Source organism: Nostoc sp. T09 (assembly GCF_002154695.1).
GTDB lineage: Bacteria > Cyanobacteriota > Cyanobacteriia > Cyanobacteriales > Nostocaceae > Aulosira.
Map to the genome: position 1 here is coordinate 68,867 of NZ_MTAV01000001.1, position 17,303 is coordinate 86,169.

Annotated in this window: 19 protein-coding genes; 12 read left to right on the forward strand and 7 right to left on the reverse strand. The window is 41.8% G+C overall.

Annotated elements, in window-relative coordinates:
* Positions 1 to 189 precede the first annotated feature (189 nt).
* A complete protein-coding gene (gene ilvC / locus BV372_RS00275; protein WP_086681466.1) occupies positions 190 to 1,185 on the forward strand; it encodes a ketol-acid reductoisomerase in 996 nt (331 codons plus the stop codon).
* Positions 1,186 to 1,227: 42 nt separating this feature from the next.
* Here the strand turns inward: ilvC and BV372_RS37305 are convergent, their stop codons facing one another.
* The 3 genes from BV372_RS37305 to BV372_RS00290 form a co-directional block, all read right to left on the reverse strand.
* Positions 1,228 to 1,998 carry a hypothetical protein gene (locus BV372_RS37305; RefSeq protein WP_256973043.1) on the reverse strand — a complete coding sequence of 257 codons (771 nt, stop codon included), beginning with the start codon at positions 1,996 to 1,998 and terminating at the stop codon, positions 1,228 to 1,230.
* Between the two features lie 173 nt (positions 1,999 to 2,171).
* On the reverse strand, positions 2,172 to 2,519 hold the full coding sequence (locus BV372_RS00285; RefSeq protein ID WP_086681469.1) for a hypothetical protein: 348 nt from the start codon (positions 2,517 to 2,519) through the stop codon (positions 2,172 to 2,174).
* Between the two features lie 445 nt (positions 2,520 to 2,964).
* On the reverse strand, positions 2,965 to 3,252 hold the full coding sequence (locus BV372_RS00290; protein WP_256973044.1) for a hypothetical protein: 288 nt from the start codon (positions 3,250 to 3,252) through the stop codon (positions 2,965 to 2,967).
* Between the two features lie 87 nt (positions 3,253 to 3,339).
* On the opposite strand from BV372_RS00290, the gene BV372_RS00295 reads away from it, so the two are divergent.
* The 3 genes from BV372_RS00295 (at position 3,340) to BV372_RS00305 (ending at position 5,039) form a co-directional block, all read left to right on the forward strand.
* A complete protein-coding gene (locus BV372_RS00295) occupies positions 3,340 to 4,116 on the forward strand; it encodes a class I SAM-dependent methyltransferase (protein ID WP_086681472.1) in 777 nt (258 codons plus the stop codon).
* Between the two features lie 62 nt (positions 4,117 to 4,178).
* Positions 4,179 to 4,526 carry a cupin domain-containing protein gene (locus BV372_RS00300; protein WP_086681475.1) on the forward strand — a complete coding sequence of 116 codons (348 nt, stop codon included), beginning with the start codon at positions 4,179 to 4,181 and terminating at the stop codon, positions 4,524 to 4,526.
* 21 nt (positions 4,527 to 4,547) lie between these two features.
* Complete coding sequence (locus BV372_RS00305) at positions 4,548 to 5,039, forward strand: hypothetical protein (protein ID WP_086681478.1); 492 nt, start codon at positions 4,548 to 4,550, stop codon at positions 5,037 to 5,039.
* A 110-nt stretch (positions 5,040 to 5,149) separates the two neighbouring features.
* Here BV372_RS00305 and BV372_RS00310 read toward each other — a convergent pair whose 3' ends face one another.
* Entirely contained in the window at positions 5,150 to 5,857 is a 708-nt protein-coding gene (locus tag BV372_RS00310; protein WP_086681481.1) for a Crp/Fnr family transcriptional regulator, read from the reverse strand.
* A 4-nt stretch (positions 5,858 to 5,861) separates the two neighbouring features.
* On the reverse strand, positions 5,862 to 7,259 hold the full coding sequence (locus BV372_RS00315; RefSeq protein WP_086681484.1) for an amidase: 1,398 nt from the start codon (positions 7,257 to 7,259) through the stop codon (positions 5,862 to 5,864).
* A gap of 224 nt (positions 7,260 to 7,483) precedes the next feature.
* Between BV372_RS00315 and BV372_RS00320 the strand changes: the two genes are divergently transcribed.
* Genes BV372_RS00320 through BV372_RS00330 form a run of 3 tightly spaced genes read left to right on the forward strand, consistent with a single transcriptional unit; the run spans position 7,484 to position 10,228 of the window.
* Positions 7,484 to 8,944: a hypothetical protein gene (locus BV372_RS00320; protein ID WP_086681487.1), complete on the forward strand. Its 1,461-nt coding sequence runs from the start codon at positions 7,484 to 7,486 to the stop codon at positions 8,942 to 8,944.
* Between the two features lie 40 nt (positions 8,945 to 8,984).
* Positions 8,985 to 9,542, forward strand: a complete 558-nt coding sequence (locus tag BV372_RS00325; RefSeq protein ID WP_086681490.1) for a Uma2 family endonuclease — start codon at positions 8,985 to 8,987, stop codon at positions 9,540 to 9,542.
* A gap of 50 nt (positions 9,543 to 9,592) precedes the next feature.
* Positions 9,593 to 10,228: a type I restriction enzyme HsdR N-terminal domain-containing protein gene (locus BV372_RS00330; RefSeq protein WP_086681493.1), complete on the forward strand. Its 636-nt coding sequence runs from the start codon at positions 9,593 to 9,595 to the stop codon at positions 10,226 to 10,228.
* Positions 10,229 to 10,294: 66 nt separating this feature from the next.
* On the opposite strand, the gene pgeF is transcribed toward BV372_RS00330, so the two are convergent.
* The gene (gene pgeF / locus BV372_RS00335) at positions 10,295 to 11,083 is read right to left on the reverse strand and encodes a peptidoglycan editing factor PgeF (protein ID WP_086681496.1); all 789 of its coding nucleotides are present in this window, start codon (positions 11,081 to 11,083) and stop codon (positions 10,295 to 10,297) included.
* A gap of 76 nt (positions 11,084 to 11,159) precedes the next feature.
* On the opposite strand from pgeF, the gene BV372_RS00340 reads away from it, so the two are divergent.
* Both BV372_RS00340 and BV372_RS00345 read left to right on the forward strand, forming a co-directional pair.
* Positions 11,160 to 11,972, forward strand: coding sequence for a biotin--[acetyl-CoA-carboxylase] ligase (locus BV372_RS00340; RefSeq protein WP_086681499.1), 813 nt, complete (start codon positions 11,160 to 11,162; stop codon positions 11,970 to 11,972).
* A gap of 91 nt (positions 11,973 to 12,063) precedes the next feature.
* A complete protein-coding gene (locus tag BV372_RS00345; protein ID WP_086681503.1) occupies positions 12,064 to 13,638 on the forward strand; it encodes a M23 family metallopeptidase in 1,575 nt (524 codons plus the stop codon).
* Positions 13,639 to 13,706: 68 nt separating this feature from the next.
* Here the strand turns inward: BV372_RS00345 and BV372_RS00350 are convergent, their stop codons facing one another.
* Positions 13,707 to 14,387, reverse strand: coding sequence for a riboflavin synthase (locus tag BV372_RS00350; RefSeq protein ID WP_086681506.1), 681 nt, complete (start codon positions 14,385 to 14,387; stop codon positions 13,707 to 13,709).
* Positions 14,388 to 14,728: 341 nt separating this feature from the next.
* On the opposite strand from BV372_RS00350, the gene BV372_RS00355 reads away from it, so the two are divergent.
* The 3 genes from BV372_RS00355 to BV372_RS00365 all read left to right on the forward strand — a co-directional run bounded on the left by BV372_RS00355 (position 14,729) and on the right by BV372_RS00365 (position 17,289).
* On the forward strand, positions 14,729 to 15,226 hold the full coding sequence (locus tag BV372_RS00355) for a bifunctional nuclease family protein (protein WP_086681509.1): 498 nt from the start codon (positions 14,729 to 14,731) through the stop codon (positions 15,224 to 15,226).
* Positions 15,227 to 15,506: 280 nt separating this feature from the next.
* A complete protein-coding gene (locus BV372_RS00360; RefSeq protein WP_086681514.1) occupies positions 15,507 to 16,631 on the forward strand; it encodes an aldo/keto reductase in 1,125 nt (374 codons plus the stop codon).
* A gap of 46 nt (positions 16,632 to 16,677) precedes the next feature.
* Positions 16,678 to 17,289 (forward strand): Uma2 family endonuclease, encoded by a 612-nt coding sequence (locus BV372_RS00365; RefSeq protein WP_086681517.1) that lies wholly within the window; start codon positions 16,678 to 16,680, stop codon positions 17,287 to 17,289.
* The last annotated feature ends 14 nt before the right edge of the window (positions 17,290 to 17,303 follow it).

A 17,303-nucleotide genomic window follows, 5' to 3' on the forward strand; every position in this document is an offset into this window, starting at 1 on the left:
CGAAACAGATAAATTCAATATCCCATGCGTTGAGGGGTGTTTAAATTGCATAAAACTGATAAGCAAAATGCTTGGCTTGATTGCAATTCTCTATTTTGAATTTTGAATTGCTTAGTTGTGGTTACTCAATTTGGGGTAAAATCAAAAGCCTGCCAATAAATGATCATGCTTGCTGACAGGAGATGCGCTATGACCCGGATGTATTATGACGAAGATGCCAATTTAGACCTTTTGGCTGGAAAAACCGTTGCGATTATTGGCTATGGTTCCCAAGGTCATGCTCACGCTCTTAATCTTAAAGATAGCGGTTTGGACGTGATTGTAGGATTATATCCGGGTAGTAAGTCAGCTGCCAAAGCCCAAGAGGCTGGTTTAACTGTGAAAAATGTCGCAGATGCAGCTAATGCTGCTGACTTTATCATGATTTTGTTGCCTGATGAAGTCCAAAAAGCAGTTTATAAAAACGAAATTGAACCTAATTTACAAGAAGGAAATGTTTTAGCCTTTGCCCACGGCTTTAATATTCACTTTGGTCAAGTCGTACCACCTGCTAACGTAGATGTGGTCATGGTAGCACCCAAAGGACCGGGGCATTTAGTCCGCCGGACTTACGAACAAGGACAAGGCGTACCAGCACTGTTTGCTGTTTATCAAGATGCCAGTGGTCGGGCACGCGATCGCGCGTTGGCATATGCTAGAGGTATCGGTGGTACTCGTGCTGGTGTTCTGGAAACTACCTTCCGCGAAGAAACCGAAACTGATTTGTTTGGCGAACAAGCCGTATTGTGCGGTGGTTTGAGTGCGTTGATTAAAGCTGGATTTGAAACTTTAGTAGAAGCTGGTTATCAACCAGAATTGGCTTACTTTGAATGTCTGCATGAAGTTAAACTGATTGTTGACTTAGTTGTGGAAGGTGGCTTAGCCAAAATGCGCGACAGCATTTCCAATACTGCTGAATATGGAGATTATACCCGCGGTCCTCGGATTGTGAATGAGCAAACCAAGGCGGAAATGCGCAAGATTCTCAGCGAAATTCAATCTGGACAATTTGCACGGGAATTTGTGTTAGAAAATCAATCTGGCAAACCTGGATTTACCGCTATGCGTCGTCAAGAAGCTGAACACCGCATTGAGGAAGTTGGCAAAGATTTACGCGCCATGTTTAGCTGGTTGAAAAAGGCTTAATTGTAATTAGTAATAGGTAATAGTTAATGCGTTAACTAACAATTAACTATTATCTATATTCAAAAAGTAGCTTATCCTAGAAATTGCATATTTCACGCTTTTTTCATGTGTATATTCTAGATTGATTGGGATTTCTTGGTAGAATTGCAGCACAATCACAGCTCGATAAAGTTTAGAGTATTTAAATTGCTTGTCTTGAATATCAAAACGCAAAATAGATTCTAAGGGAAATTCAATAATTTCATGACTACGCAATCCTTTGCGCTCTATAAATACCTTATTAAGGCTTTTGTAGAAAGTACAATTGGTTACAGGTGTTGTCGCAACAAAAGCACCAATAGCCATAGTAATTAACATAAATAAGCCGAAGAAAAATACATAGTTCCGCTGATTTTGGTACACCGAGAGATAAGTCTCACCAGAGCTAATAAATTTATTGATTTCAAAAGCAAATTCCTGATTTTCTTGATAGCTAAGATGTGATAAAAGAGCATAATCCCCAAAGGGTGTCAAAATGATAATTTCATAAGTGCGCCCCCCTTTGCTGCCGGTATGTGTCTTAATGTATGCTTCTTGAGGATCGAGAATTTTCCGCTTCTCCATAATTCCAAGCAAATTAAACCGCCTTAACTCACAGTTAATTTGAGTAGATGAGGGGCGCTTGCAAGTTAGATTAGCTGAAGCAGATTCAAAAAATATGCAATAAATAAAAAAACTCAGACTGGCAATCAAAATAGGCCAACCGGTGAGCCAATGTCTTATTGGCCGGTGCTTTAGCTGCAATCTGGTGCGGGTTTCTTCTACAATTTTCATCAGTACGGATGTACAGAATCTTATACTACAAGTAGAGTATTCCCTTCATAGCCAGCCTTTTACTCATAGGTCTGCGATCGCCGAGGAAACGGACGTAACTGAACAGGGATTATGGTTGCGATCGCGCCTGTCCTATTCCCAGATTAACCAGAATTGATCGCACGGCATAACTTCTATGCAGAAGGACGGCAGGTCATGACCCCTTCTCTCTGAGTTTTAGCATTAGGATTACTGCCCATCGCTCGAACTGTTATCGTTGGTTCATAGCCAGGGTAACAACGCACCAAGACAGTATCTTGCGATCGGGTCACGTACAGAATATAAACTGGTTTTCCCCCTAGTACGCCAGGTACAAGGCTAGGGGGAAGGGGGGCAGTTGCAACAATTGTTGGCTGGTTAACAGACTGTATATCTACCTTTTCAGATAGAACAAACTTTGTCTCAAAGAACTGCAAACATAGCAGTACTAACGTCGTAAGTATGACCAGTACAACAGAGAACTTAGCAGATCGTTTGAACATGGTTTGTACTCCACCCTTTTGATTTGTGTAATATGAGATTGCATATGCTTGCTAGATTATCTACCTATACAGCCTTAGGGCGGATAACGATTTTTACATTTCGCTACACATACAGCAGTTAAGTGTTGAACCCAGGGTTCACCCAGGGTTAATCGTCAGGCTTGCACTGGGGATGTAACCTGCCTCAGACCTCGCTAGATAAGCGTGGATTGTATGGCGGTGGTTGTGTACTAAAGTCTGTTACACCTGAATACTATGCACCAGTCAAGATGAGAAGTTAAGCTCCAACTTAAGCTTGTTGTTAAAACTAAATAGAGTTGTCAAATTTATAACGATTCCCGCATTCGTGAGACCAAGAAAGAATTAACCACCGATGTAAGAGGATGGACGCAGATTAGGAAATGCTTTATGGTTTTGTCAGTTGCTTCTAAACTTGAGAATTTTTCTATTTCTTGGAACCGCCGTTTTCGATTTCTTCTACAGCCCTTTCTGTACGTGCATTTGGACGAGTTTTAGGTTGCCAACTTGGAAATAAGCCAACAAAAAATTGATTAATTGTTGTGCGAGTGTGTAAGCTAGCAGAACTTAAGGGTTTGGGTAAAAAGCTATCCCCAAAACCCACAAATATCAAGAATAACAAAATTAACCATGTGGTAGCTGCCTTGCGATTCATTTTTTTATACCAAGCAACATTTGATTCATAGTCTAATCGACCTTTTTCGGAAATAGCCATATCTTTTTTCTTCTCTGAGCTACCTCAAAGACAGCATGAGAAATTCCTGGCAGAGTGGGGATAAGATGAATTCAGAGGGTCGCACAGATGACCAACCCTACCCTTAATTTCCCAACCGCCTCCGGACACCAAGTTTTAGCAGCAGCAGGCAAAAAATATCTGCGTCCTGGTGGAAAGATAGCTACAGAGCAATTATTTCAGTGGGCAAGTTTCAACCCTGGAGAGACAGTTTTAGAGCTAGCTTCTAGCTTTGGTTATAGTGCCATATCTCTGGCACAACGCTACCATGTAAAAGTATTAGGAATAGAAAAAGATCCGGAGAGTGTTGCTTGTGCGCGTGCCAATATCCGCGCTGCTGGCTTAGAAAATCAAATCGAAATTATTGAAGGCGATATATTTCACCTGGATAAAATACCAGGTAAGTTTAATTATGTTTTAGCAGAAGCCATTCTCACTATGCAATCTCCACAGGGGAAAGCTAAAGTTTTGGCGGAAATTCGTAATCGGCTCAAACCTGGAGGAAAATTCCTCTCTCATGAGCTATTAGCTCGTAACAAAGAAGCAGAAATTCGTGCTGATTTAGCAAAGGTAATTCGAGTTAATTCTACACCACTTTCCGAAGCTAATTGGATAGATGCTTTATCAACAGCAAAATTACAAGTGCAAGAGCATCTTACTGGCTCCATGAATTTATTGAATTTGAAACGAATCTTGCAAGAGGAAGGTCTTTTGAACACAATGCAGATTTTGTGGAATATCTTGACGCAGCAATCTATCCGCAAGCGTGTTTTAGAAATGCGCCATGTTTTTCATAAATATCGCCATGAATTAGGCTACATCATTATGTGCGCTGTTGCTGAGTAACAACATTCACAGCAACATCCATTTTGCGATGTGTTTATTGGCGTTGATTATCCTGTAAAAATATGAGTTCTACAATTACAACCGACCAATCTTTTGTTACCCAACTCCGAGAACAAATTGAATATCCCCATAGCGGAGTTCTCAGTAAAGCATTACTCAAAGATCAAGTTTGTCAATACACTCTATTTTGCCTAGCAGCTAATACTGAAATTTCTGAACATACTTCAACTCGCAATGCCACTATCAATGTAGTTGAGGGCAAGGGTTTATTAACTTTATCTGGTAAAAATATTGTCCTTGAACCTGGTGTTTTAGTTTTTCTGCCTGCTAATGCGCCTCATGCTTTACAAGCTGAAGATAATCTTACATTCTTGCTCATACTTTCTGAAAAAGCAGTGGAAATAAATTAGTTATTTATTGAGGAATAAATTATGCGATCGCTCATTTCAACTTTCAGCCAATACTTAGACTTTTCTCAACCTCAGTTAGAGGCAATACTCGCAAAGCCGCTGGACGAAGTTCTCAAATCCTCAGAATTAAATCAAGAGCTAGGTAGCTTAGATAGTAATTTGCTGAAAGAAACATTACCAACCGCAGGAGCAGTTTTAGCTCAAGAATTACCACCTTTTTACAACTGGCTAAAAAATCAATTAGGAGTTAAGCGCGTTCCTGATGGACCGGAGCATACAACAGCTTGGGTAATTGGATTTCTTAATAATCGCGAAAGTTTAATTAGCTTAGTAGATTTACACCGTCCTGTACCACGTGCTGCTTTAGAGGCTTCTGTTCCGCGGTTAATAGGGTTATTTGATGGGGTAGAAAATGAAAAGGTACAACAAGAATGGCAAAAGGCGATCGCAGCTTTATGTCTAGTTTTAGTAGTCGCTGCTCACGAACAAGATCAATTGGCTGTAACTGCTTAATATCTATATTGATATTTGCACCATTCTCAATAACCGTAGAGTGGGCAATGCCCACCTACAAATACTAATTTTTACTCAAAATTTTTGGCTAGATAGAGTTAAAATTAAAATTACTCTTCCGGTAATAATGCACCAGAGGTGATCGCATCTAGTTTCTTCATATCAATTATCGTCATCTTACCTCCGCGACTATAAGCAATTATTGGCTTCAGGCTTTTAATTAAACGCACGCATTCCTCATAAGAAATACCAACACTCCGAGCCATGCGATAGTACGATAATTTAACTTTTAAACACTCGCCTTGGGGAGTTGTCTCAGTCCCAGATTCGGCGGCAAAATATTGAATTAACCTAGCAAGCCTGACAATTGCTCTTTCGGAAACTAAGCCATGAACTGTTTCATGCAATTGCTGAATCCGATTGTTAAAAACCATTAACATCCTGAGGGCAATCTCAGGATTTTGTTGGATAGCTTTTAATAAAGCATCTCGTTCTACAGTCAGAACTTCGCAATCAGATTCAGCAGTTACAGTTGCAGGAGAAATTCCGTTTCCTAACAAAGCAGGTGCAGCAAAAATTTCCCCATTAGCTAAGGTACGAAGAATTGTTTCTTTACCTGTGGTTGCTGTTTTGGTAACTTGAATGGAACCACTGACAACAGCATATAACTTGGCTGGTAAGCGATCGCCTTCATGTAGAATAATCTCTCCTTTGCTATAGCGTTGCACCTGAGTTTGCGATTGCAAACTTACCTTGTCTGCTGTTTCTAAATCTGCAAACACGGTAATTTGAGAGAGTTGTTCTAAAGAGGCCTGCATGACATTATGTCGCCAAGGCTGGACGATGCTGAAGCCAAGGATTAGCGGCTTCTAGTTGTGCAGCTAGGCTAATCAGTGTTTCTTCTGCACCAGGTTTACCAACTAACTGCACGCTAATAGGTAAACCATTACTGTCAAAACCTACAGGAAGTGCGATCGCTGGTTGTCCCGTCGCATTTGCTGGGGGACATGGTGCTACCCAGTTGATAATGTTTTGGAATGTCTCTTCTGGGCTTAAGTCAGCCCATTCTCCCACCCGAATTGGTGAATGCAGATACACTGGCAATACCAACACATCAACGGTATTGAAAAACGCCACGATTTGCCGTGCTACCATCTGCATTTGCGCTACTGCTTGCAGGTATTCAGCCGCAGAACTCGATCGCGCCAATAGCAAACGATTTACTGGTTGCAACACTTCCGCCGGAATTCCCGCAGCACCTACCCCAGCTTGCCAGACAATTTGAAACGGTTCGACTAAGCCGCTAAAATCTGGGCATTTCTCTTCAACTGTATGACCAAGTTGTTCTAATAACTTGACTGTTTGCAAAACCCCTTGTTCACAGTTAGCGTCTGCTTCACCTAAGGGAGGAACGATAGTGCTAAAAGCAATACGCAATTCCCCAAGTTGTTTTTGAGTAGCAGCGAAAAATGATGGCTGTGGATCGGGTAACCAGTAAGGATCGCCAGGGAAATAACCAGATATTGTATCTAAAAGAGCAGCTGCATCCGCAACAGTACGGCCAAGCGGCCCATTAGTGGCAAGTCCAGAAAGGCGATCGCCTACAGGTGCATTAGTCACCCTTCCCCGTGATGGTTTAATTCCAACTACGCCACAACAAGCCGCAGGCCCGCGAATTGAACCACCCCCATCAGAACCTTGGGCGATCGCACACAATCCTGCTGCTACTGATGCGGCTGCACCACCACTAGAACCGCCAGGAGTGTAATCCAAATTCCACGGATTTCTGGCTGGGGGAAATCCTGTAGGTTCGCTGTAAGGAAAAGAACCTAATTCTGAAGTTGCAGTTTTACCCAGCAACACAAATCCAGCTTGTTTAATCTGAGTTACGACCCCATCATCATAGTTAAGGATATTGTTCAGTAATGCTGGATTGCCATAAGTACAAGGCACACCTGCTACAGCGTTGAGGTCTTTAATCGAAATCGGTACGCCAAAAAATGGTGGTAGTTCTCTTGTAGTTGCGAGTATTTCTGTTTTGGCTTTAGCATCTGCGATCGCCAAATCTGCCATCACCGTAAAATAACTTCCTAGTTGGGGATTTAACCGCTCAATCCGTCCTAAATATACGTTCACCAACTCTAGTGGCGATACTTCCCGGCGACGGATTAATTGCGCCAACTCCAGTGCAGGGGTAAAAGCTAAATCAGTTTCATTCATGCCTTAGCTTGGGTAGTTTGATATTTTATTGAAATATTTAAACTTAAGTTGTTACTTTAGCAGGGTTTCTGGGAACTCTAGCTTGATAGCTCCTGAGATTTTTCAATCAACTAGGATACTAGGCGGCAAGAGGCGCGGTTATGTTCTGAGTTAAGTTCTAACCTCGCTTCATAGCCATTTTAATTGTTTGGCATAAACTTTCGACCAATCACCCAGGGATATTTATGGCTAACCTAGAAAAGCTTCTACATGAACTGACAAAACTTGTTGAGAGTCTTAAGCTGAGTGTCGGTGATTCTCATGCAATTAAGCAAGAAATTATTCGGCTAAATTTCGTTCAAGAAAAACTCCGCAATCTACAAGCCGCGATTGCTCAAGAATTAGATGATGCAAAAATGAATCATGCGGCTGTTGGCGTACTTTCTTTGGGTGCAGAAAGTGCTGTATCTAACTCTTACAGTCAGTTAGCAAATCGATTGTTAACTACTGGAGAAAGATTTATTGCCGAAAAATTTGGTAATGAACCAACCAAACTATCTTTAAATGATTTAGAATTGCAAATTTCCCGTTGGCTTGAATGGGGTGAACTGCTCCAGACAATAGCCGAGGATATTTTAAGTAATTCCCAATTTATTCACCAACTAAATTCTAATATTAACTATCCAAGCTTACCAAGTAAGTTCCAAGAGCTTGAGGAAAAACTCAAGCTTGATTTAGCTTGTAAAGCTAAAGTTTTACAGCAGCAAATTCAGCAACTTAGCAATTTTCAAGCGGAATTGTTGCAAGTACAGCAAAAATCTACAGAAGTATTCGATAATATTAAAAACACTCAGAATATTTTATTAATATTACTCAATTTATCAGCTTTCTGTGGCAATTCTGGTTTGGAATTAGAATGGTTTGATGATGAATATGGCTTCATTATATCTAGTGGGAATAAGTGTCAAGCCTTAGCTGATATTATCTATGATTGTGAATTATTTCAAGGAAAAATTGCAGCTTTAGTTGGAGATACCAAGAATTTGTTAGAGAAAGCAGAAACAGCCTTGAGCAATCTTCCTCAAAGTCATAAACTGGAAGTAATAACACAATTTTTGCTAAAAAAACCAGTACATGCGGCTTTATTGATCGGCTCAAGTTTACTAATATTGAGTTTTGCTACTTTAACAGTTAAAGATAAAATTGTTACTGTGCAAAAAAATCAACATATCAAACATGAGAAAGTTGCTAAGTCTAACTTAAAATCTGCTCAAAAGCTAGGCATGGAAGCTGCTGTTATGGTTCAAAAATCACCATTACCTTTAGCAAGTTGGCAGGAAGCCGAGAGTAGATGGCAAAAGGCAGTAAGCCTACTGGAGGATGTACCTAAAGGCACATCTGTTTCTGAACAAGCCAAGAAGCAACTAGTTAAATATCGTGCCAACTATACCACTATTAGTAAAAAAGTTATTTTGGAAAAGAATGCAGCGTCAAACTTAGAAGCTGCGGAAAAATTAGCAGTAGAAGCGGCTTTTATAGTTAAAAATGCACCTGAAGAATCAGTAATTTTGCAGCAAGGAAAAGATAAGCTAAAACAGGCAATCAACTTATTACAAGCTATTCCAGAAGGTACGTTTGTCTCTAAACAAGTGCAAGACAAACTTGTTAGTTATAAAAATACCTATCAGGCGATTAAGACAAAATAAAATAGAAAGTAGTAGGCTGCACGAAAAGGGCATAACAACCATGATCGCCATCCAAAACCGCTTGTGGACGGTAGAAGAATATCACCGGATGATCGACGTTGGTATTCTAACTCCTGATGATAAAGTTGAACTCTTAGATGGTCGCATCATTCAAATGAGTCCACAAACACCACCCCATGCTGCTACAACTCAACGCATTGACCGCTATCTACAAAATATAGTTAGAGATAGGGCAGAAATTCGCGTCCAGCTACCTATTACACTGTCTACTTCCGAACCAGAACCAGATATTGCCGTAGTTCGCATTGATCCAGCAGCCTACGGCGACCATCATCCTACATCCTCAGAAATATTACTGTTAATTGAAGTTTCCTATAGTACTTTTGATATTGACTTTAACGAAAAAGCTCTTATTTATGCCAGAGCAGGTATTGGAGATTACTGGATTTTAAATATTCTTGAATGCCAAGTTTATATTTTGCGTCACCCAACAGAGTCAGGCTACCAAGACATAATTGTGCGATCGCCTGACGCAGCCATAACACCGTTAGCTTTTCCCGAAATTGCCATACCATTCTCGGAATTATTTCTTCCCTAACTCAACTTTAAAGGTTACGTAGTCAGCATTTTAGTGCTTGGAAAAAAGCGATGACCCAAACAGTAGCAATTACAGAAGCGATCGCCACCTTAAAAGATGCTGAAACCAGATTTGGGCTAATCCGTATTGAGTCCGAACATTTCTTTACAGAATGGTTTGAGGGATTACCAGAAATTACTGAAGCTGAAAAAACCTCTTTGGATGTTCTGCGACGTAGATATCTTTATCACCGTGGTGAAGGTGATTTATTAGAGGGGACAGTAATGTTACTAGTGGTGTCCCCTTTGCTAGCACTAGCAGGATTTTACGATCCGCCTTTTAAGATTCAAGCAGAATCATCTGTAGAACTGGTGCTAGATGACGGCGAGGAGGTGCTGCGCGGACGGATTGATGTTTTGGTGCTGCAAAACCAGTTTTGGGTTGTAGTATTAGAGTCCAAAAAAACTACGCTTTCAGCTTGGTCGGCTGTACCGCAAGCACTAGCTTACCTGATGGCTAATCCCCATCCCAATAAACCTGTGTTTGGCATGGTGACTAATGGGGACGATGTTTTATTTATTAAATTGACACAAGCAGATACACCACAATACGACTTGTCGCGGGTTTTTGCCTTGTTTACATCAAAAAGAGAACTGTATAAAATTTTGCAAGTTCTCAAGCGTATTACTTTTGCGATCGCATCTTGAAAGTTAGTAGTAAGGACTTCAGTTCTTGAGTTTTAGCACTAAAGTGCTTACTACGTAATAAATAGACTAGTAATTAAAACTCACAATCCCAGACCACTGAACTTTTTTCTGTTGTTCCCGGCGGTAGGAAAAGAAATGCTCTGGAGTTTGGTAAGTACAATAAGGAGCGATCGCAACTTGTTCGTCGCTAATTCCCAGGCTTTCTATCTGTAAGGCATTTACCCGTCGCACATCCACCCGGACTTTACCAGGGTCAGGGTCGGTAATTAGGGGAGAATTGGGTAGTTCATGCAAAGCATCGACAATCTTGTGTTCGTCTTCATGGGGAACGATGCTGTAGCCAATTTCCGCAGCCACATCTACTGAGACTTGGTAAACCTCCCCAGCGATTGCGGGACCCATCGCAATCCGCAAATCCTCCAGCTTGCTACCTTGTGCTTTCAAGCGGGCGATCGCTTGCGGGACAATTTTTTTAGCAGTACCCCGCCATCCTGCATGAATTGCTGCTACCTGTCCGGTTTTGATATCGCCAATCAGCACAGGTGTACAATCAGCGCTGGCGACCCACACTGCTTGCAAAGCCTTCTCGCTGACTAAACCATCTGCTGATGCTAAAGCAGAATCATCATCCCCGCCTGTGCTGAACTTGCTATCAATTTCTTGTGGGGTGAGAACAGTATTGCCATGAACCTGTTTCAAGCGATAAACTGATGCCTCTGGGTGCAGCACCTTTGTTAACTCTTGTGGTGAACGTGGCCAAAACGGATGGGTAAAGAAACCGTGTTGCCAAGGTTCTAAAAGACTACAAGTAAGGTAGGGCATACCTTGCCAATTGCGCCAGTGCCAAGTGTGCATCGTGAACCAAACCTAAACAGAAAATCAGAATTAGCCAATTAATGCTAACTTGAACAACGGGATTTGGGTTAACTGCGTGGGATTTGATCTGCAATATTTGGAAACAGCCCTGAAAGCAGGGCGTCAGTATTCATGTTTACCATTTTCTTTACACATTTTTGATAGTGTAGCTTCAACGAATCAAACTCTCTGGAGCTTGCTGAACCAGGGTGCTCAACCAGGATGTGTAGTTATTGCCACTCAGCAGACGGCTGGGCGCGGTCAATGGGGTCGTCAGTGGATTTCTGCTGCTGGGGGATTATATGTTTCGGTGGCGGTTAATCCCAAACTAGAAGCTACTGACAGTTACCAACTAACTTTGGCTAGTGCTTGGGGAATTGCCTCACAATTGCGAAACTGTGGTGTCAACGTTGGGATTAAATGGCCGAACGATTTAGTTTTAGATGGTCGCAAGCTAGGCGGTATTTTGACTGAAACCAAAGTAAATCAAGGAAAAATCACCCAAGCAGTCATTGGCGTTGGCATTAACTGGGCAAACCCAGTACCAGAAACTGGAATCAACTTGGAATGTTGGCAAGCATCCCAAAGCGCAAAACCGATTTCTTGTCTAGAAATGTTAACCTCGAAGGTTTTATTGGGAATAGAATCCGGTATTGAGTGCCTTTTTAAAGAAGGAGTAAACATACTCTTATCTCACTATCTAGATTTACTCACGAATATGGGCGATCGCATACACGTTAATAATCTGGCGGGCACTGTAGTTGGGGTAACCCCTCAGGGTAATTTACGAGTTAATCTAGAAGCTTATAATACAAAGGAAGTAATAACACCAGAAATTTACATTGAACCCGGTACAATCAGTTTGGGTTACCAAAAATCTTCGGTTTAACTTTTAGGTTTGTTCACAATTTCGCTCTTTGGGCAAGACAAACCACCGGCATCATTCTGTTTAGACTATTTATACAAAACTGAGAGAACAAATGACGCAGCCCAATAACTCTGCCCATAAACGTTTGCCAGTGCCAACAAAACGCTTTGCTTCTACGCTACCAGCACAGAGCCTCTGTTGGCTCAGTAGCTTTAGCCTCCTGGGCAACGGCTTAGTGTTAGCTCAAACGGAAACATCTATAGATAACATCGTTCCTACTATTGAAAATTCTCAACCGACCGCAGTCACAAATCCAGTTAAAAAAGATACTGTAATACCAGAAGTAACTCGACCACAGGTAGAGTTTTCCGAACGGCGAACCAGACTCAAAAAGAGATTACATAGGGAAGATGTATCCCAATCATCACAGCCACTCAGGCAGTCGAAACCAAAAATTGAAGCTGCTGAGCCTGTTGTGATCAGACGCTCAAAACCTCAAGTAGAAACTTCGCGGGTTGCACCAGCTAGGATCAACCAAGAAAAACCCAAAGCGGCAATAGCCACACCTGCGCGGTTACGCACTTTACCTGAAAAACTCCCAGAAGTTGCCCAACCAGCCAATAACTCTAACAGTCCTGTCGGTAGCACAGAAGTAAAACCGAAGGATTACAATAACGCCTACATTGACCCCAACGATTACAAACTTGGTGGCACCTATCAAGCACCCAATTCTGTAATCATCACAGAGCGCTCTAGTGGTTGTCGAGCGACGTTGCCAACAGGACAAGCTATATCAGGTAGTCTTTGTGCCAAACCTGCTGGTAATCAGCGTGTAGCTGGTAGTAATAGCAAAACATCACCCAGTTGGTTGAGAAGAAGCCAAACAGCTAGGTTAGCAACCGTTCCAGTGGTTAGACCGATAGCAAATACTGGTAATACCAGCAGATGGCGTACTCCTCAAGTTGCTTCTAATAACGTTGCTACTCGCATTGCTGCTAGTGTCACTAAGAGCGAATATCATCCGAATCGGTTTATTCCTAACCCCACCGATTTTTCCACTACAAAAGTAAGTGCTACTCCGATCGCACCGAGTGCTGGTACTTTACCACCACCAATGGCAGATGGTAATTTTGCACCCCGACCCAGTACTGTTGCTTACGACTTCCCACTCGCATCAACATTACCGCAAATTCCTGGTGTAGGCAGAGTTGCCTATAGTGGACAGGGAATGATGTTTCCTCTGTCCGTTCCCGCATCAATCACCTCATTGTTTGGCTGGCGAGTTCATCCCATCACAGGCGATCGCCGTTTCCATGCTGGTACAGATTTAGGTGCGCCTATGGGTACACCAATTTTGGCAGCCGCCAAAGGTCAAGTAGAAAGTGCTGACTGGATGGGTGGCTATGGTTTAGCCGTAACCATTAACCACAGTTCTGCTCAACAAACTCTCTACGGTCATATGTCACAAATCTTTGTCCGACCCGGCCAGTGGGTAGAACCGGGAACTGTGATTGGACAAGTTGGTAGCACTGGTAACTCTACAGGACCTCATCTACACTTTGAAGTCCGCCACCTAACAACAAACGGCTGGGTAGCAGTTGACCCAGGTGTAGAATTAAATACCGGACTGAGCCAGTTGGTTCAAGGCTTACAGACAGCTCAGTTAACCAAGCAACCAGGCAGTTAAATTGGGGAATGGGGATTATGGGACAAAGGGAAATAACCAATGCCCAATCCCCCATGCCCCAATCTCAATTACGCATAGCCATGTTCTGCTAGAAATGCAGGTGTAATTTCATCAGAACTAGGATCATCCCCAGCGTTGGGGTTTGCTTTGCCAGAATAAAGAAATTTTTCGACATATTTGCCGAGAATATCTCCTTCAAGATTCACCAAACTGCCAGAAACCAAATAGCGGAGATTGGTCTCGGCATAGGTGAGGGGAATAACTGACACTTTGAACCGGGAAATTTCTGGCTCGTAGGCGGCTACTGTGAGGCTAATACCATTGATGGCAATGCTACCCTTGGGAACAATGTACCGTGCGATCGCCTCAGATGCTGTAAAGGTCATTTCCCAAGAAGTAGCTGTTTGTTCTGCTGTCACCATCCGACCAACGCCGTCTACATGGCCCATGACAAAATGACCGCCGACTTTGCTTCCTACCCGCAACGAAGCCTCTAGGTTGACATATTTCTGTGCTGTTTCTTGATCGCCTAAAGTCGTGCGGCGCAAAGTTTCCGGTGATGCAGTGGCGATAAAACCATCCTTTAAAACTTCTTCCACTGTCAGGCAAACGCCATCGACTGCAATACTGTCGCCATAAGCCAGATCCTGCATAATTAAATCAGATGACTGACTTACACAAGTAATTTGCCAAGAATCTCCCCCTAAGGGTTTCATGGTTCCTAACGCCTGGATCAATCCTGTAAACACAGCTTTTTTGCCAAAGTAACTCTATTTATTGCCTAATTTTGCCTAAAATCCACTCGTAATTTCCTCCATAAATGTAGCAAAATTCGAGTATATTTTCTGACGTTATTTAAGATAGGGATATTATCACATTAGCATCATGAACAAGGCATACTTGGGTAAGAAGGATATTGTCTAAGTAGACCACTTTGACTTACTCTGGTGTTCACATCAAGTTCGGAGTTTAATAGAAGCAATTATAGAGAACAAATGCCTATGTTTATTCCTGTCCCTAAGTTAACCCATAAAGGGTATTATTTTTTACATATTAACCAAGTACTCCAAGGAGCGTAGAGGCTTAGCCAATGATTGAAATGAGAGTCGCTGGTATAGCATTAGATGCCATAACCCGCAGCCCAATTGTTCTTTTGAAAGATGCTTCTGATCGCCGTGCTTTGCCAATTTATATCGGTCAGGAACAGGCTAGGGCTATTGCGGGAGCAATAGAGAGTCAAAAGCCTCCACGGCCTTTAACTCACGATTTAATTGTGAATATTTTAGAGACATGGAACTTGACTCTAGAGAAGGTAATTATTCATTCCCTGCAAAAGGATACCTTTTATGCAGCGTTAGTTGTCAAGCAGGGTGAGACTACAAAAGAAATTGACGCGCGTCCTAGCGATGCGATCGCCATTGCGCTTCGTACCAATGCCCCCATTTGGGTAATGGAAGAAGTCATTGCCGATGCTTCGATCCCTGTTGATCGCGACGCCGATGAAGCAGAACAACAAGCCTTCCGCGAATTTATTTCTAATCTCCGTCCTGAAGATTTAATCAAGCGGTTTGGTAATGGCGAAAGTTAGAAAATTACCGAACTGCTAATTACTGAGCTAAAAAGAAACAACAGAATAAATAATAAAGAAATAAGAAGAAAGAATTCAGAAAAGCACACAATTTCTTGATTTTTTCTTCTTAAATTTTCACAGAGGAAAGGCAGAGGCAGGAGGCAGAAGGTAGAAGGAAAGAAAGTATATTTTGATATTTATAGTAATATCATTTCACTCAATATATAGATACAAATAATTTTCTTTCTGCTCTCCTATTGCCTATTTGTATCAAACTTCAAGTGAAACGGTATAAGTTATGCAATATCGACGCTTTGGCAAAACTAATCTACACCTGTCAGTTTTTTCTTTGGGAACAATGCGCTACCTGGCTGATGCAGAAAATGCTCAGCAAACCATCGAAAAAGCCTTGGCGTTAGGAATTAATCATATAGAAACTGCCAGAGGTTACGGCAAAAGTGAGGAGTTTTTTGGCAAAGCACTCAAAGCTGGGTTATCTGTACCCCGTTCCCAACTTCATATCACTACCAAAATTCCACCTACAGCCGATGCTGATACCATGCGTCGCTACATTGATGAATCCCTAGAAAGATTGCAGCTAGATTATCTAGATTGCTTAGGAATTCATGGCTTAAACACTTGGGAACATCTGGAATTGTTGCAAGCTGGTTGTATGCAAGCTGTACAGGAAGCGATCGCAGCTGGTAAGGTGCGACATGTTGGCTTTTCCACCCACGGATCGTTAGATCTAATTCTGGCAGCAATCAAGACAGATTTATTTGAATTTGTCAATCTGCATTATTACTATTTTTTCCAACGCAATGCAGCAGCAATTCAGCTAGCGGCTGAGAAAGACATGGGGATTTTTATCATTTCCCCGGCTGATAAAGGAGGACGCCTTTACACACCACCCCAAACCTTGAAAGATTTGTGTCATCCATTTTCACCCTTAGAGTTAAATTATCGATTTTTATTGAGCGATCGCCGCATTACTACCTTGAGTGTAGGGCCAGCCAATCCAGAAGAATTAATTGAACCTGTGCGACTTGCTGATTATGTTGATGAACTTACACCAGAAGAAATTGCTGCTTTCCAAGGTTTAGTAAATCAACAACAAATTACCTTGGAAACTGATAAGTGTAGCCAGTGCTATGCTTGTTTACCTTGTCCAGAAAATATTAATATTCCAGAGGTATTGCGGTTACGTAATCTAGCTGTGGCTTATGACATGACAGACTACGGCAAATATCGCTATGGAATGTTTGAAAATGCCGGTCACTGGTTTCCGGGAATGAAAGCCAACCGTTGTACAGAATGCGGTGATTGTTTACCCAGGTGTCCTGAAGAGTTAAATATTCCAGCTTTATTGGAAGATAGCCACGAAAGATTAAATGGCAAAGCCGGAAGGAGACTGTGGGGATAACCACGTTAAACTGTTCGTTGAATGCGATCGCTACCCCACAAAAACTATGCAAGTTACACAACAGCGATACTACACGCCAGAGGAATATTTAGAACTAGAGGAAGCTGCTGATTACAAAAGTGAATATATTGATGGGCACATAATTCCAATGGCGCATGAATCTGTCAATCATAATTTGATTGGTGGAAATTTTGCGGCTGCGCTAAATTTTGCATTTAAAAAACTAGATTACGAAGTTTTTATTTTTCAGTTGCGTTTGTGGATACCTCAAAAGCAGATCTATACATATCCAGATGTGATGATTGTGGCAGGTAAAGTAGAGTGCTACAAAAACCGCACAGATGTAATACTGAATCCACAGGTAATTATTGAAGTATTGTCTAAATCTACCAAAGCCTATGACCGCGACGATAAATTTGAGGCTTATCGGTCAATTCCCACCTTCCAAGAATATTTATTAATTGACCAAAACCGCATTTATGTAGAGCAATATTCCAAAACTGGTAAAAAGCAATGGGCATTGCGTGAATACGATGAAGAAGATGAAGCGATCGCACTTGTAACTTTACCTTTTAACATTTCCTTGCAAGATTTATACAACAAAGTGCAGTTTGAGCTTGTAGAGTCGGAAGCCGAAAGCGTTGATATAGAGGGATAAGGTAAAGCGATCGC

What these genes read in the sequence shown, in the direction of transcription:
- BV372_RS00285 (WP_086681469.1), bottom strand. Translation starts at nt 2,519, where the DNA reads ATGTTCAAACGATCTGCTAAGTTCTCTGTTGTACTGGTCATACTTACG.
- BV372_RS00300 (WP_086681475.1), top strand. Translation starts at nt 4,179, where the DNA reads ATGAGTTCTACAATTACAACCGACCAATCTTTTGTTACCCAACTCCGA.
- BV372_RS00325 (WP_086681490.1), top strand. Translation starts at nt 8,985, where the DNA reads ATGATCGCCATCCAAAACCGCTTGTGGACGGTAGAAGAATATCACCGG.
- BV372_RS00305 (WP_086681478.1), top strand. Translation starts at nt 4,548, where the DNA reads ATGCGATCGCTCATTTCAACTTTCAGCCAATACTTAGACTTTTCTCAA.
- BV372_RS00355 (WP_086681509.1), top strand. Translation starts at nt 14,729, where the DNA reads ATGATTGAAATGAGAGTCGCTGGTATAGCATTAGATGCCATAACCCGC.
- BV372_RS00360 (WP_086681514.1), top strand. Translation starts at nt 15,507, where the DNA reads ATGCAATATCGACGCTTTGGCAAAACTAATCTACACCTGTCAGTTTTT.
- BV372_RS00290 (WP_256973044.1), bottom strand. Translation starts at nt 3,252, where the DNA reads ATGGCTATTTCCGAAAAAGGTCGATTAGACTATGAATCAAATGTTGCT.
- BV372_RS00315 (WP_086681484.1), bottom strand. Translation starts at nt 7,259, where the DNA reads ATGAATGAAACTGATTTAGCTTTTACCCCTGCACTGGAGTTGGCGCAA.
- BV372_RS00365 (WP_086681517.1), top strand. Translation starts at nt 16,678, where the DNA reads ATGCAAGTTACACAACAGCGATACTACACGCCAGAGGAATATTTAGAA.
- BV372_RS00330 (WP_086681493.1), top strand. Translation starts at nt 9,593, where the DNA reads ATGACCCAAACAGTAGCAATTACAGAAGCGATCGCCACCTTAAAAGAT.
- ilvC (WP_086681466.1), top strand. Translation starts at nt 190, where the DNA reads ATGACCCGGATGTATTATGACGAAGATGCCAATTTAGACCTTTTGGCT.
- BV372_RS00310 (WP_086681481.1), bottom strand. Translation starts at nt 5,857, where the DNA reads ATGCAGGCCTCTTTAGAACAACTCTCTCAAATTACCGTGTTTGCAGAT.
- BV372_RS00320 (WP_086681487.1), top strand. Translation starts at nt 7,484, where the DNA reads ATGGCTAACCTAGAAAAGCTTCTACATGAACTGACAAAACTTGTTGAG.
- pgeF (WP_086681496.1), bottom strand. Translation starts at nt 11,083, where the DNA reads ATGCACACTTGGCACTGGCGCAATTGGCAAGGTATGCCCTACCTTACT.
- BV372_RS00345 (WP_086681503.1), top strand. Translation starts at nt 12,064, where the DNA reads ATGACGCAGCCCAATAACTCTGCCCATAAACGTTTGCCAGTGCCAACA.
- BV372_RS00295 (WP_086681472.1), top strand. Translation starts at nt 3,340, where the DNA reads ATGACCAACCCTACCCTTAATTTCCCAACCGCCTCCGGACACCAAGTT.
- BV372_RS37305 (WP_256973043.1), bottom strand. Translation starts at nt 1,998, where the DNA reads ATGAAAATTGTAGAAGAAACCCGCACCAGATTGCAGCTAAAGCACCGG.